This is a genomic window from Pinisolibacter sp. (assembly GCF_036782435.1).
Taxonomy (GTDB): Bacteria; Pseudomonadota; Alphaproteobacteria; order Rhizobiales; family Ancalomicrobiaceae; genus CALBKH01.
The window spans coordinates 39,537-52,721 of sequence record NZ_DAIPZB010000016.1; the positions used below are offsets into that span (position 1 = coordinate 39,537).

Annotated in this window: 12 protein-coding genes and 1 tRNA gene; 3 read left to right on the forward strand and 10 right to left on the reverse strand. The window is 68.5% G+C overall.

Features of this window, described 5'->3' with window-relative positions; translation table 11 throughout:
- The first annotated feature begins 84 nt into the window (after positions 1-84).
- Positions 85-1,653: an FGGY-family carbohydrate kinase gene (locus V7Q42_RS08950; RefSeq protein ID WP_333823654.1), complete on the forward strand. Its 1,569-nt coding sequence runs from the start codon at positions 85-87 to the stop codon at positions 1,651-1,653.
- Positions 1,654-1,681: 28 nt separating this feature from the next.
- Here V7Q42_RS08950 and V7Q42_RS08955 read toward each other — a convergent pair whose 3' ends face one another.
- From V7Q42_RS08955 to V7Q42_RS08990, 8 genes are all read right to left on the reverse strand, one after another.
- On the reverse strand, positions 1,682-2,026 hold the full coding sequence (locus V7Q42_RS08955) for a DUF305 domain-containing protein (protein WP_333823655.1): 345 nt from the start codon (positions 2,024-2,026) through the stop codon (positions 1,682-1,684).
- Positions 2,027-2,141: 115 nt separating this feature from the next.
- Positions 2,142-4,418, reverse strand: a complete 2,277-nt coding sequence (locus tag V7Q42_RS08960; RefSeq protein WP_333823656.1) for an alpha,alpha-trehalose-phosphate synthase (UDP-forming) — start codon at positions 4,416-4,418, stop codon at positions 2,142-2,144.
- The gene (locus V7Q42_RS08965) at positions 4,415-6,202 is read right to left on the reverse strand and encodes a glycoside hydrolase family 15 protein (RefSeq protein ID WP_333823657.1); all 1,788 of its coding nucleotides are present in this window, start codon (positions 6,200-6,202) and stop codon (positions 4,415-4,417) included. The genes V7Q42_RS08960 and V7Q42_RS08965 overlap by 4 nt, the downstream gene beginning before the upstream one ends.
- Positions 6,199-6,951: a trehalose-phosphatase gene (gene otsB, locus V7Q42_RS08970; protein WP_333823658.1), complete on the reverse strand. Its 753-nt coding sequence runs from the start codon at positions 6,949-6,951 to the stop codon at positions 6,199-6,201. The genes V7Q42_RS08965 and otsB overlap by 4 nt, the downstream gene beginning before the upstream one ends.
- 32 nt (positions 6,952-6,983) lie before the next feature.
- Positions 6,984-7,118, reverse strand: coding sequence for a hypothetical protein (locus tag V7Q42_RS08975; protein WP_333823660.1), 135 nt, complete (start codon positions 7,116-7,118; stop codon positions 6,984-6,986).
- 216 nt (positions 7,119-7,334) lie between these two features.
- On the reverse strand, positions 7,335-7,583 hold the full coding sequence (locus tag V7Q42_RS08980) for a hypothetical protein (RefSeq protein WP_333823661.1): 249 nt from the start codon (positions 7,581-7,583) through the stop codon (positions 7,335-7,337).
- 261 nt (positions 7,584-7,844) lie between these two features.
- Positions 7,845-8,648 (reverse strand): hypothetical protein, encoded by an 804-nt coding sequence (locus tag V7Q42_RS08985; RefSeq protein ID WP_333823662.1) that lies wholly within the window; start codon positions 8,646-8,648, stop codon positions 7,845-7,847.
- A complete protein-coding gene (locus V7Q42_RS08990) occupies positions 8,645-9,169 on the reverse strand; it encodes an invasion associated locus B family protein (RefSeq protein WP_333823663.1) in 525 nt (174 codons plus the stop codon). Before V7Q42_RS08990 ends, V7Q42_RS08985 begins: the two co-directional genes overlap by 4 nt.
- Before the next feature lie 302 nt (positions 9,170-9,471).
- On the opposite strand from V7Q42_RS08990, the gene V7Q42_RS08995 reads away from it, so the two are divergent.
- Together V7Q42_RS08995 and V7Q42_RS09000 are read left to right on the forward strand one after the other, a co-directional pair.
- Positions 9,472-10,938: a sensor histidine kinase gene (locus tag V7Q42_RS08995; RefSeq protein WP_333823664.1), complete on the forward strand. Its 1,467-nt coding sequence runs from the start codon at positions 9,472-9,474 to the stop codon at positions 10,936-10,938.
- Positions 10,935-12,248, forward strand: coding sequence for a sigma-54-dependent transcriptional regulator (locus tag V7Q42_RS09000; RefSeq protein WP_333823665.1), 1,314 nt, complete (start codon positions 10,935-10,937; stop codon positions 12,246-12,248). The genes V7Q42_RS08995 and V7Q42_RS09000 overlap by 4 nt, the downstream gene beginning before the upstream one ends.
- 139 nt (positions 12,249-12,387) lie before the next feature.
- Here V7Q42_RS09000 and V7Q42_RS09005 read toward each other — a convergent pair.
- Positions 12,388-12,462: transfer RNA gene (locus V7Q42_RS09005), tRNA-Val, on the reverse strand.
- 160 nt (positions 12,463-12,622) lie between these two features.
- Positions 12,623-13,138 carry a CAP domain-containing protein gene (locus V7Q42_RS09010; protein WP_333823666.1) on the reverse strand — a complete coding sequence of 172 codons (516 nt, stop codon included), beginning with the start codon at positions 13,136-13,138 and terminating at the stop codon, positions 12,623-12,625.
- Between the last annotated feature and the right edge of the window lie 47 nt (positions 13,139-13,185).

A 13,185-nucleotide genomic window follows, 5' to 3' on the forward strand; every position in this document is an offset into this window, starting at 1 on the left:
ACGACGGCCGAGTTCGGGGCAACGAAGTCGAAAAGTCGAGGCTCCGGCGAACGGCGTGACGGTCCCGACGGGGGAGAGGGCGGCATGAGCGAGACCAAGGACCTGCTGCTCGCCATCGATCAGGGGACGCAGAGCGTCCGCGCCATGATCTTCGATCTCGAGGGCGAACTCGTCGCCAAATCGCAGGTCCACATCACCCCCTATTATTCCCGGGCGCCGGGATGGGCCGAGCAGGACTGCGAGTACTACTGGGCCAATCTCTGCCACGCCACCAACGAGCTGTGGCGTGCCCATCCCGACCTGAAGGCGCGCGTCGCCGCCATGGCGGTGACCACCCAGCGCGCCGTGGTGGTGGTGCTCGACGAGGCCGGCGAACCCTTGCGCCCCGCCATCGGCTGGCTCGACCAACGCCGGACCAAGCGCTACCCGCCGCTCCCTCTGTGGCTCGAGGCCGGGCTCCGGCTCGCCGGCCAGCGCCGCACCGTCCACTTCTTCCAGTCCAAGGCCGAATGCAACTGGCTCGCCGCCGACGAGCCGGAGACCTGGCGCGCCACCCGGCGTTTCCTCTTCCTCTCCGGCTGGTTCAACCTGAAACTGACCGGCCGCCTCTGCGACGCCGTCGGCTCCCAGGTCGGCTACGTCCCCTTCGACGCCAAGCGCCAGCAATGGGCACGCGCCATCGACTTCAAATGGAAGCTCTTCGCGGTTCGCCGCGACATGCTCCCCGAGCTCGTCCCCTGTGGTCAGTCGATGGGCCAGATCACCGCCCGTGCCGCCCAGGAGACCGGCATCCCCGAGGGTCTGCCGGTCTATGCCGCCGGCGCCGACAAGGCCTGCGAGGTGCTCGCCGCCGGCGCCTGGACGCCGGAGACGGCTGTGCTCAGCTACGGCACCACGGCGACGATCAACACTTCGAGCGGCCGTTACGTCGAGCCGATCCCCTTCATCCCGCCCTTCCCCGCCGCCGCCCCCGGCCGTTACGACGCGGAGATCATGGTCCAGCGCGGCTATTGGATGGTGAACTGGTTCAAGGAACAGTTCGCCGCCCGCGAGGTGATCGAGGCCGAACGCCAAGGCGTGCCGCCCGAGGTGCTGTTCGAGCGCATGTTGGAGAAGACCCCGGCCGGCAACATGGGGCTGATGCTGCAACCCTTCTGGAACCCCGGCGTCAAGGTGCCGGGCCCCGAGGCCAAGGGGGCGATGATCGGCTTCGGCGACGTCCACGAGCGCTCGCACATGTACCGCGCCATCGTCGAGGGCATCGCCTATGCCCTGCGCGAGGCGGCCGAGCGGCTGGAGAAGCGCAACGGTGTCAGGATCGAGCGGCTGCGCGTCGCCGGCGGCGGCTCGCAGTCCGACGCGGTCATGCAGATCACCGCCGACGTCTTCGGCCGGCCGGCGGAGCGGCCGCACACCTGGGAGACCTCCGGCCTCGGCGCCGCGATGAACGCCGCCATCGGCGCCGGCTTCTACCCCGACCACGCCACCGCGCAGAAGCGCATGAGCCGCCCCGGCCGCCTGTTCGAGCCGAAGCTCGAGAACGCTCGGCTCTACGAGCGGCTGTACCGAGAGGTCTACGTCGAGATGTACCCGCGTCTCGCCCGCCTCTACCGCGCCATCCGCCACATCACCGACTATCCGCGGCTCGACTGAGCCCACCGGCGTCGCGCGGCGCGCCGGATCAGCGGGCGCTCTTGTCCGTGGCGGACCCACCGTTCTCGGCGGTGTCGATGCGCATCAATGTGTCGAGATCCTTGCGGCGGGCCTCCACCAGGGCGGCGGCGAGCCGCCGCAGTTCCGGATTGTGGCCGCGCAGGCGCTCGGCCTCGGCCAGAACCATCGTGTCCTTGTAACGCGTGATCAGCGCCTCGACGAACAGCCGATCGAGGTCCCGGCCGTTTCGGCCCTGCACCGAGACCGTTTCCTCGTCGCCGTCGGAGGACCGCAGTGTGCTGGTGAAATGATAGACTTCCAGAAGCGCCGCCGATCCGATGATCGCGGCGATGACGATGTTCTTCGTCTGCATCGTGCCGATCCGCATCTCGCCCGGCCGTTCGAAGCGGTCGGGTCACGTTTCCCCATGTTTCTCCGCAACATGCCTCGGGACCGGCGCGACGGCAACGGGGTCGTGACGATCGCGGTCAGAAGAACGCCTGCGCCGGGATGCGTTCGCGTTTGCGGATGTCGGAGGCGTCGATCAGCATCTGGGCCGCCCAGCGGTGGACGTTGCGCTGGCGTACGATGTCGCGCATCAGCACCAGCCGGTCGCGCTGCTCGCTCTCCGGCATGGTCAGCGCGGTGGCGAGCGCGTCGGCCATGGCACGGGTGTCGTAGGGGTTGACGATCAACGCCTCCGAGAGCTCCCGCGACGCCCCGGCGAAGCTCGACAGCACCAACACCCCCTGCTCGTCGTCGCGCGCCGCGACGAATTCCTTGGCGACCAGATTCATGCCGTCGTGCAGGCTCGACACGACGCAGACGTCGGCGGCGCGGAACAGTTCGTAGACCTCGCGTTGATCGTGGTGACGGATGACCAGCCGGATCGGCTGCCAGCCGTCGTCGCCGTGACGGGCGTTGATCTCCTTGGCCAGCCGCAACGCGTCCTCCTGCAGGGCGCCGTAGGTGCCCAGCGTCGATCGCGTCGGCGCCGCCGCCTGGACGAAGACGAAGCGGCCCTTCCACTGCGGTTGGCGGGTGAGAAGTTCGTCGACCGCCGCCATGCGGTCGAGAATGCCCTTGGTGTAGTCGAACCGCTCGATGCCGACGGCGAGTTTCGCCGTGTCGGCGAGCCCGAGCCGCGCCCGCACCGCCCGACGGCACTCTTCGACCGGCGCCTGCGCGGCGAGCGCCGCCGGCGGCCATTCGATCGAGATCGGATAGGGCCGGACCAGGGTGTCGCGGCGCCCGAAGGTGACCGAATCGTGCTCGCGATCGATCCGGCTCTCGACGAAGCGGTCGACCGCCTCGAAGAAGTTGTTGCAGTGCTGGCGGGTGTGGAAGCCGAGGATCGACGAACCCAGCAGCCCGTCGATGATCTCCGCCCGCCACGGGCAGATGCCGAAGGTCTCGGCGTTCGGCCACGGGATGTGCCAGAAGGTGATGATCGTCGCCTTCGGCAGGCGCTCGCGGATCATCCGCGGCAACAGCGCGAAATGGTAGTCCTGGACGAGGACGATCGGAGCCTCCGAGGTCGCCTCCGCCACCACCGTGTCGGCGAAACGGGCGTTGACCAGCCGATAGCGATCCCAATCGGTTTCGCGGAAGGTCGGCCGGACGAAGGCGATGTGGCACAGCGGCCAGAGCCCTTCGTTGGCGAAGCCGTAGTAGTAGCCCTCGACCTCGTCGTCGGCGAGCCAGACGCGGCGCAGCGTGTAGTCGGGATGCGCGGGCGGCACGCGGATGCGGTCGTTCGCATCGACCGTCTCGCGATCCGCCGAGCCGGAGCCGTGGGCGATCCAGGTGCCGCCGCAGGTCCGCATCACCGGCTCCAGCGCCGAGACGAGACCGCTCGCCGGCAATTGCAGCTCGACCGCCCCCGAGGCGTCGTGATTGTGGATGTAGGGCTCGCGGTTGGACACCACCAGCACCTCCGCACCCGGCAGTTCCTCGACCAACAGCCGGCGCAGCGTTTCCGGCGACCAGTCGACGTGAATGCCCTCGGAGTGCTTCTTCGCCGTCTCCGGCTCCTGGATCGACGCCTGGAAGTCGCGCCCCGGCGGCGAGCCCTTGCGCCCCGGCCGGACCGTCGCGCCGAGATCGCGCGCGCCCGCCAGCGCCGCCGTCACCGACCGTGTCCATCGCCGCATCGCCACATAGACCACCAGCGCCGCGGCGAGCCCGAAGCCGAGAACCGCGCTGGCCAGCGCCAGCATAGTGTAGATGCGCGCCGTGGCGGTGCGCTCGTCGACATAGGCGAGATCGTGCAGCACCAGCAGATGGCCGCCGATCGATCCCACCTTCATCGGGTAGATGCCGACGTGCACGTGCACGCCGTCGAAGGTGCGCATCACGAAGCCGTCGGTCTTGGGCAGCGGCACCGCGGTGCAGGTCAGGCTCTTCGGCATCTGCGCGGTGGCGAAGCGCAGGCCGCCGGCCTCGTCGCAGAAGCCGAGAGCGAGGAGACGTTCGTCGGCCGCCATGCGTTCGAACAGCGGACCGACGTCCTTTTCGTCGATCGAGCGGCTCACCACCTGTTCGTGGATCGATCGGTTGACGAAGCGCGACCGCAGTTCGACGTCCTGGCGCGACCAGTTCTCCACCAGGAGTGCGGCGAGCGGCGCCAGCGCCAGCACCAACACCAGACAGGTGACGAGCAGGACCAGCCCGTACCGGACGACCCGGTTCTCGAACAAGCGGCCGACCCGGGCCGCAACGCCCGTCGGCCCCATTCCTGCGGGACCGATGGGCGCGGGGTTCATCGGGCGCTTTCCCAACCGCGCGACAGGCGCATCGCCGCGACGATGAGGCCCGCCATCGAATAGGTCTGCGGGAAGTTGCCCCACAGTTCGCCGGTCTTCCAATCGACGTCCTCGGAGAGGATGCCGACGTGATTGCGGTGGGAGAGCAGGCCCTCGAACAGCGCCCGCGCGTCCTCCCGCCGCCCGATCGCCGCCAGCGCGTCGATGTACCAGAAGGTGCAGATGGTGAAGGCGACCGTCGGCACGCCGAAATCGTCTGCCTCGTCGTAGCGGCGGACGTGACCGTTCTGGCGCAGCGTCGCGCCGATCTTCTCGACCGTCGCCACGAAGCGCGGATCGTTCGCCTCGACGATGCCGAGCTCGTGCATCAGCAACACGCTGGCGTCGACCTCCTCGCCGTCGAGGCTGCCGGCGAACCAGCCGCCGACGTTCCAGGCCCGTTCGAGGATCGTGTCGCGCAGCCCGTCGGCGGCGTCGCGCCAGTGACGCGCGTTGGAGGCGAGATCGAGCTTCTCGGCGATCCGTGCCAGTCGATCGCACGCCACCCAGCACATCGTCGCCGAATGGGTGTGGATGCGGGCGCGACCGCGATATTCCCAGATGCCGGCATCGGGCGTGAGCGCATGGCGCAGGGCGCACAGGCCCAGCGGTTCGAGCATGTTGAACAGCGACGCGTCGCCCTTGTTGGGCAGACGCTCGTCGAAGAACATCTGCCAGGCGGCGAGGATGACGCTGCCGTAGACGTCGTGCTGCACCTGATCGCGCGCCGCGTTGCCGATCCGGACCGGCCCCTGGCCGCGATAGCCGGCGAGCCAGTTCGCCGTCTCCTCCGTCACCTCCCGTTCCGGGACGACGGCGTAGAGCGGCTTCAGCGTCGGCCCCTGTTCGAGCGCGATGACGTTGGTGACGTATTCGATGAACCGTTCCATCGTCGCCGTCGCGCCGACCCGGTTCAGCGCGTGGACGGTGAAATAGGCGTCGCGGATCCAGCAGAAGCGATAGTCCCAGTTGCGCTCGCCCTCGGGCGATTCCGGGATCGAGGTGGTGAGCGCCGCGACGATGGCGCCGGTGTCCTCGAAACTGCACAACTGCAACGTGATCGCCGAGCGGATCACCGCCTCCTGCCACTCGTAGGGCACGTTCAGCGACCGCGACCAGTCGAGCCACCAACCGGCGGTCTTCTCGAGGAAGTCGCGCCCGACCCGCGAGGCGGAATCGTTCAGCGTCTCGTCCGGGTGGATGATGAAGGCGAGCGGCTTGGTCAGGACGAAGGCGCTCTCGGTGAGCACGTGGTTGATCGACGCGTCGGTGGTCAGCCGGATGGCGCCGCCCTCCCAGGCCCAGCGCACGTGGTTCGATCCGGTGACGACGGTGGGATGCGCCGATCCGTCGCCGCCGCGCGGCCGCATCCTGACGCGAATGCGCGGCAGACCGGCGATCGGCTCGACCAGCCGCACGATCATCAACGGTCGATAGACCCGGCCGAACTGACGGAACCGCGGCACGAAATCGGTGACCGCGAAGGAGGCGCCGCGGTCGTCGGTGTGAACGGTCCTGACGATCGCGGTGTTGCGCACGTAGGCCTGTTCGGCCGTACCGTCGTGATCGAAATCGATCGAGAAGAAGCCGCTCTCCGGATCGTCGCCGTCGACCAGCGCGCTGAACACCGGATCGGCGTCGAGACGGGGCCAACAGGCCCACACCAGACGCCCGCCCCGGTCGACGAGCGCGGCGATGTTGGAATTGCCGATCACGGCGAGATCGAGCGAAACGGGAGAGGTCATCGGGAAATCCTGGAAAGAAGAACCGAGAGCCATTCACGGACCCGACGTGGCGAGTCGAAATCGGCGACCGCCGCGGCGAAGGTCTCGCCGCGCACACGGTAGCCCACCCCTCCGAGCCGTTCGGCGGCGGCGAAGGCGCTCTCGTCGGAAACGTCGTCACCGATCATGATCGGTATACGACCGCGATAGGCCGGCAATGCGGCGAGATGGCCCAGCGCCGCCCCCTTCGAGATGTCTCTCGGGCAGACTTCGAAGACCTTGCGACCGTGCGAGATCTCCAGATGGTCGGGACCGCCTTCGAGGATGCGGGCGAGTTCGGCCTCGACCCGGTCGGCCGCTTGCGGCACGGCGCGCCAGTGCACGGTCAGCGTCGCCCCCTTCGGCTCGACCAGCACGCCCGGTACGAGCCTTTCGAGGATCCGGATCGCTTCGACCAGATCCGCTTCGATCGGCTCCGTCGTCGGCCTCACGATGTCGCCCCGGCCGGTCCGGTATTCGCCGCCGTGCACCCCCGCCACGACGAAGACCGCCGGCGCGAGGAAACGATCGATGTCGACGATCCGCCGCCCGGTGACGATGGCGAGCGCCCCGCCGAGGGCACTCTCCAGCCGAACCAGGAGATCGGGGAGGCCGCGGGGGACGACGATCGCATCGGGCGTCGCGGCGAGATCGACGAGGGTTCCGTCGAAGTCGAGGAACAATGCCGGACGGCCGATGTCCGCGAGGTGCGCGAGCGGACGTCGGCCCATCGGGCTCGAGACGGGATCCTCCACCGACGAGGTCACAGGAAGGTCGCCAGCACGACGACGGCGAGGGCGCCGAACAACGCGACGACGTAGGACGCCGGCAGGGGCGCGGTGTCGTCGTCGTCGAAAGAGGTGTCGTCCGGGGTGCCTCGGCGGTTCTGTCCACTCATGACTCGACTCCTTGTCCTGTCGGCGGTGGGACGGACACCTGTCGTCACCGCGTTCCGGTTCGTCATGGTCGCCGCCATCCCCGAACCGGAAACGTCCCCTCGTGTTCGCTTCGGACGCTCGGCGACCCTCGGATCGGCGTCGCGCCCTTCGAAAGAAAAACGGTCACCGCACCCGGCGGCGACCGCAGGCTTCGATGGATTCGGAGAGCGCCTCCCTCAGAGCGCGACGCGACGACGTGTCGTGCCGAGCCGCTCTTCGAAGGCGACGAAGAATTCGCAGTCGGCCAGTGTGTCGCCGGAGAATTCGCCGCGCACCCTCTCGACGGCCTCGCGGATCAGATCGTCGGACAGACGGTCCGCGCGATAGAAACTCAGCCGGGTGGCCCCGTCCTCGGCATCGACCGAGATCCGGGTATCGGCACCGACATGGGAGTTCAGCAGGGTGATGAGCTCCTCGTGTACCATTCTCGGGTCTCCTCTTTCTCTCGATGAAGGTACCCACCCCGACGACGATGCGGAGCCGTCGGGGTGGGTCCCACTCGCCGCCGAAAGGCGAGTGGACTCGGCTCCTGGTACCGATTTCCTGGCCGCCCACACGGATGAACGGACGGATCACGGATACCGTCAGGGGACCTCGGAGCCGAGATCTCGTACCCCTCCGGCCACGGCGGCGCGGCCGGAGGATCGATTCGGTCGGTCGCCCGGAGCGACCGAACGGCTGCCGGGTCAGTGCACCCGGTCGCCCAGATCCGCGAGGAAATCGCGGATCAGCCAACGCACGTCGTTCGAACCGGGCACCTGGATGTCGGCGCAGTGCCCATCGCGGGACCCCACCTGGATCGCGGTTCCCCCGAAGGAGCGAACGACGGAATAGACGTCGTCGTCGCAGACGCGGCCGCCGAAGACGACCGGAATGCGCTCGATGAAATAGTCGCAGCTCATGAGCCGCCTCACCGCCCGCGCCTTCGAGACGCCGGCGAAGGTGATGCGTGTCGCCGCTTCTTCGAAACGGACGCGGTACGCCGCGGGGGCGAGGCTGACGGCCTCGCGCGCCAGGACCCGTGCCCGCTCCACCGCCTCCGGCTCGCCGCCGTGGGTGAGCGCGATCGACAACCCGTCGTCGTCGACACCGAGCAGCGTGTCGCCGCGCAGCGTGCCGTCGAGAAAGCGCCGGACCGGGTCGAGATCGGCCTCGATCCTGAGCTTCAGGTGGGCTCCGCCGGGTATGCGCAACTCGAGTCCGCTCGAACCGCACCCCGGCAGCGACAACGGCGCCAGCAGCCGGTCGGTCTCCGCCAACGGGCGATCCGACAACACCGCCACCGCACCGTCGCTGGCCGACGACAGCTCGCCGAGAAGATCGGCGAGCTCCTCCGCCGCGAAGCGGGTCTCGTCGAGATCGTCGGACCGGATCAGGCCGCCTTCCATCGCGAAGATGAAGGCCTTCTCGCGCGGATCGGAAAACAGCGCCCGCACGGCGTTCTTGAAGGGCGTTTCACTCGATTTCGTCTGCACAGTGTTCATTCTCATCGGCGACACCGTTTCTGGAGTTCCGCGAGCGCGGCCGTGAAGCCTTTCAGGCTGTAGACGTCCGTGGTCGTATTTCCGCGCCGCGACTTCGCCGTGACGCGCATCTCCTGGCCCGCCCGCATCGCCTGCACGATCGCCGCCTCGTCGGCCTCCGACCGCAGCCAGGCGGTCTCGCCCCGCGACATCAGCGCGAAGCCGCGATCGTCGACGGCCGCGACGTGTCCGGTCGCGGCGAGCGGAAAACCGAAGTCGATCGACGCCTCGGTTCCCTCGCCGCGCGAGGACGACGTGAGCGTGACGAAGAGACTTCCCGGATCTCGCTTCAGGTCCGCCGGCATCCGCGACGTCGGTTCGGAGATGACGAAGCAGACCTTCCGCCCGCCCCTTTCCGCTTCGATCGCCCGCCATGCGCCCGATTGTACGATCTGCTTCTGTGCGGCCTGCGCCACGCCACCGGCGAACATCGGGAACACCAGAGCCAGGACGAAGGCGGCCGAAGGGATATTCCAGGAACGGATCATTCGATCTCCGTGATCTGCTTCCGCCACGTCGGTGTCCGAGCAGCCTCGGGCCGCTGACGAAAGAAAGAACATCGACAAGTATGAAACCCACGAATTACGGTATTGTCAATGTTCAATAATCTTAACATCAGTGTTAAACATATAAAACCAAGAGTATAGAATCCAGAAATAGAAGAATACGGTCCCGTCGAGGGAAATTTGTTCGAATTGCATTCCATCGGTCGACCGGGTAAATTTTACCCACCGGTCCGAAGACAGGCGAGCGCGAAGCTCCCGGCGGAATCGCCAACCAAGAGACCCCGATGCCTCGAAGCACTTCCCTGGGCAGATTTTCCGGTTCCATCCCGCAGACGGTCCTGGTCGCCGTCGTCGGCGCCGTGTTGATTCTGCTCGTCACGGTCCTGGCGTCGCGTGTGGCGATCCTGATGCACCGGCAATCGGAGATGCGCCTGATCGAACGGATCGGCGAGGTCTATCTCGACGGCGTGTCGGCGACGGTCGCGCCCCTGCTCGACACCGGTCACCGGACCGACCTCGCCGCCGCATTGGAGCGTGTCGCCGCTTATCACGACGGCGTGCGCGAGGTCCGAATCGTGGTTCGCAGCACCGGCGGCGACATTCTCGGCGATCTCGCCCGCGACACCGTCGCCGCCCAGGCGAAACTGCCGCCGGTCGACACCGAAGTATCGTTGACGACCACCAGCGAGGAGAATCGCCTCTGGGTGCAGCGGCCCCTGTTCGTCGGCGATCGCGCCCTCGCGGTGGTGTCGGCCCAGCTCGACCTGAAGCCCATCCGCGAAGAGCGCCTCACCGTCAGTCTGAAATCACTCGCCGTCAACGTCTCCATGGCGATCGGCCTCGCCACCGTCGGCTTCCTGCTGATGCGTCGTCTGCTCGCGCCTCTCAATCTGTTGGAGCGCGCCCTCGTCGACGCCTCCGAGGGTGAGCCGCGGCCGATCCCGGTCGTCGAGGGCGAGACCCACAATCGCCGGATCCGCAAGCTCGTGCGCGCCTACAATCGCATGGCCCGCGCCCTGGCCGAACGTCGGCAGGTTCAGATCGCCCGCGCCGAACGGCTGCGCGCCGCCGATCTCGGGCGTCTGGCGGCGACCATCGCCCACGAGGTCCGCAACCCGCTGACCGGCATGCTCAACGCCGTCGACACCGCCCGCCGCTTCCCCGACAATCGCGCCGCCGTCACCGAATCCCTCGATCTGCTCGAACGAGGGCTCAACGCCATCGCCCGGGTGGTCGACACCACCTTGTCGATCTGGCGCCCTCCGGCGCGCGACAGCGGGGTCCGCCAGGTCGATTTCGACGATCTGGAGCGCCTCGTCCGGCCGGTGGCGGAACGCCACGGGGTGCGGCTCGACTGGTCGGCGACCCTCGAGCGCAGCCTCTCCCTCGATGCCGCGATCGTCCGCCAGATCGTCCTCAATCTGGTTCTGAACGCCGTCAACGCCACCGGCTCCGGTGGTGAAATCTCCGTCACCGCGGCCGAAGACGAAGCCGAGTTGCGGTTCGTCGTCGACGACGACGGCCCCGGCCTGGACCCCGCCGTCGCCGCCCGTCTCGACCGCCTCGACCTCGACTGGATCGACACCACCGAAGGCGGCATCGGCCTCGGTGTCGTCATTCGCGCCGTCGCCTCGCTCGGCGGTGCGATCGAGACGGCCACCCCACCCCGCGGCGGCACGTCGGTGACCGTCAGATTGCCGAGCCGCGCCCCCGCGGATCGAGCCCCGCTGCCGAAGGAGCCCTCTTCGTGACCGACGCGCCGACGATACTCCTGGTCGAAGACGACGAGATTCTCGCCTCGTCACTCAAGGCCCGCCTCACCCTGGAGGGCATGATTCCGGTCCACGCCGGCACCTGCGAAGCCGCGATCGAAGCGTTGGAGAACCGCGATTTCGACGCCGTCGTCAGCGACATCCGCCTGCCCGACGGATCCGGCGAAGACGTCTTCTGGGCCGAGCGCGCCCGCTTCGCCATGACGCCGACCATCTTCGCCACCGCCTACGGCGACGTCGAGCAGGCGGTTCGGCTCGTCAAGGTCGGCGCCATCGACTACCTGACCAAGCCCTACGATCTCGGAGCGCTGGTCGATCTCCTGCGGCGCGTGACCGGCCACCCCGAGGCCGACGTCGGCTCACCGGAGTTCGTCGCCGCGTCGCCGGCGATGCAGCGGGTGGCGTCCGCCCTCGATCGCCTCGCCGACGACACCCAGAACGTCCTCTTCGTCGGGCCGAGCGGCTCCGGCCGGCAGGCGCTGGCGCGCCGGCTCCACGCCCTCTCCACCCGCGCCGCCGATCCTTTCGTCGTCATCGAAGGTGCCGCGCTGACCGCCGCCGGCGGCGATCGGCTGCTGTTCGGCTCGCGCGAAGGCGACGGACACGAGCCCGGCCTCGTCGACGGCGTCGGCGTCGGAACCCTGCTCGTCACCGACGTCTCCGACATCGCGCCGGAGCTTCAGGCACGCCTTCTCCGCTTCGCCGAGGATCACCGCTATCGACCGGTCGGCGCCACCGCCGAGAAGAACTTCGTCGGTCGGATCATGGCGACCAGCCGGGTCTCGCCCACCGAGGCGGGCGTCGCGCCGGGGTCGGGCACCGACCTGCTCCACCGCCTCGCGGTCATCGAACTCCGGCTGCCGCCGCTCGCCGAAAGGGACGAGGACATCGTCCCGCTCGCCGAACATTTCCTGCGCCTCTGTGACCGTGCGACCCCCCGCACGGCCCGCCATCGCCTGTCGGCCGAAGCGACCGCGGCCCTACGCGACCATTCCTGGCCCGGCAACGTCCGCGAGCTTCGCAATCGCATCGTTCGTGCCGTCACCCTGGCGAGCGAGGAGGAGTTGACCGTCGCCGACCTCTTCCCCGACCAGCCGACCGGCGGCGACGCCGCCGACCACAAACTCGACACCGCCCGCCGCGACGCCGAACGGCAGGCGATCGAGGCGGCGCTCGCCGAGAATCACGGCCGGATCGTCGACACCGCCAAGGCTCTCGGCATCTCTCGCGTCACGCTGTGGTCGAAGATGAAGCGCTTCGGGATCGCCAAACCGGACGCGGAGCGCTGAGCCCATGTCCGACGGTCGACGCGCGAGGAGCGGCCGCATCCGCGGCCGGCATTTCCGCGCAACCGGTCGGCGCACGGGCGTCGCCGGTCCGGCATCGACGGCCGGGTGCCGACGGATCTGTGTCGAAGAGGGGAAGGAATGGTGGGCGCGACAGGGATCGAACCTGTGACCCCTTCGGTGTGAACGAAGTGCTCTCCCGCTGAGCTACGCGCCCGCCTCACGAGACGGGGCGATATAAGGGGGTGGGGAGCGGTTCGTCAAGCCGCATCCGGGGTCTTCGACGATCCCCGTCCGCTTCGTCCCCGCGACGCCCGAGTCGCGAGAAGCGCCGGCGCTCGACGCCTCGCGCGCCGGCGCGAGCCCGCTTCGCCCCCTCACTTCGGCTCGACCACCACCATGGTCCAGAAGATCTTGTATTTGGACCGCGGCGCCTGCGCCGTGGCCAACCCGATCCGCGTGGCGCGCGGCGCCGACATGGTGGCGTCGTGCACCTTCGATTCGCGCCAGCCCGAGAAGGCTTCCGCGAAGGTGCGGTAACCGGCCGAGAAATTGGCGAGGAAACTCTTGTGGCCGATGCCGGCGGCGGCGAGTTCGGCGTCGAAATGCGCCTCCTCGACCGACTGCACCTTGTCCGCCGCCGCCATCCGGTCGGCTTGACCCTGGGCGACGCGCGCCAGCGCCGGATCCCAGACCAGCGGCGCCAGCCCCTTGTTCGAGCGATACATGTTGATCATCGACAGCGACGACGCCGGGTCGACGGCACCGCCGGTCTGGTCGAGCCGTTGATAGAAGGCCGGTTGGCGCTCCGGCACGGGCCCGCGCGAACAGGCGGCCAGCAGAGCGAGAGCGGTGAGGGCGGCGCAGGTGCCGCCGAAACGCAGAAGAGACATCGCAACTCCCGACGGGATGACGAGGTGGAGGAAAGCGAGGGCGCGAC

Bases quoted from the DNA above. Each gene is read 5' to 3' on its own strand.
- V7Q42_RS09010 (WP_333823666.1), bottom strand. From the start codon at position 13,138: ATGTCTCTTCTGCGTTTCGGCGGCACCTGCGCCGCCCTCACCGCTCTC.
- V7Q42_RS08950 (WP_333823654.1), top strand. From the start codon at position 85: ATGAGCGAGACCAAGGACCTGCTGCTCGCCATCGATCAGGGGACGCAG.
- V7Q42_RS08960 (WP_333823656.1), bottom strand. From the start codon at position 4,418: ATGAACCCCGCGCCCATCGGTCCCGCAGGAATGGGGCCGACGGGCGTT.
- V7Q42_RS08990 (WP_333823663.1), bottom strand. From the start codon at position 9,169: ATGATCCGTTCCTGGAATATCCCTTCGGCCGCCTTCGTCCTGGCTCTG.
- V7Q42_RS08965 (WP_333823657.1), bottom strand. From the start codon at position 6,202: ATGACCTCTCCCGTTTCGCTCGATCTCGCCGTGATCGGCAATTCCAAC.
- V7Q42_RS08985 (WP_333823662.1), bottom strand. From the start codon at position 8,648: ATGAGAATGAACACTGTGCAGACGAAATCGAGTGAAACGCCCTTCAAG.
- V7Q42_RS08995 (WP_333823664.1), top strand. From the start codon at position 9,472: ATGCCTCGAAGCACTTCCCTGGGCAGATTTTCCGGTTCCATCCCGCAG.
- V7Q42_RS08955 (WP_333823655.1), bottom strand. From the start codon at position 2,026: ATGCAGACGAAGAACATCGTCATCGCCGCGATCATCGGATCGGCGGCG.
- V7Q42_RS08975 (WP_333823660.1), bottom strand. From the start codon at position 7,118: ATGAGTGGACAGAACCGCCGAGGCACCCCGGACGACACCTCTTTCGAC.
- otsB (WP_333823658.1), bottom strand. From the start codon at position 6,951: ATGGGCCGACGTCCGCTCGCGCACCTCGCGGACATCGGCCGTCCGGCA.
- V7Q42_RS08980 (WP_333823661.1), bottom strand. From the start codon at position 7,583: ATGGTACACGAGGAGCTCATCACCCTGCTGAACTCCCATGTCGGTGCC.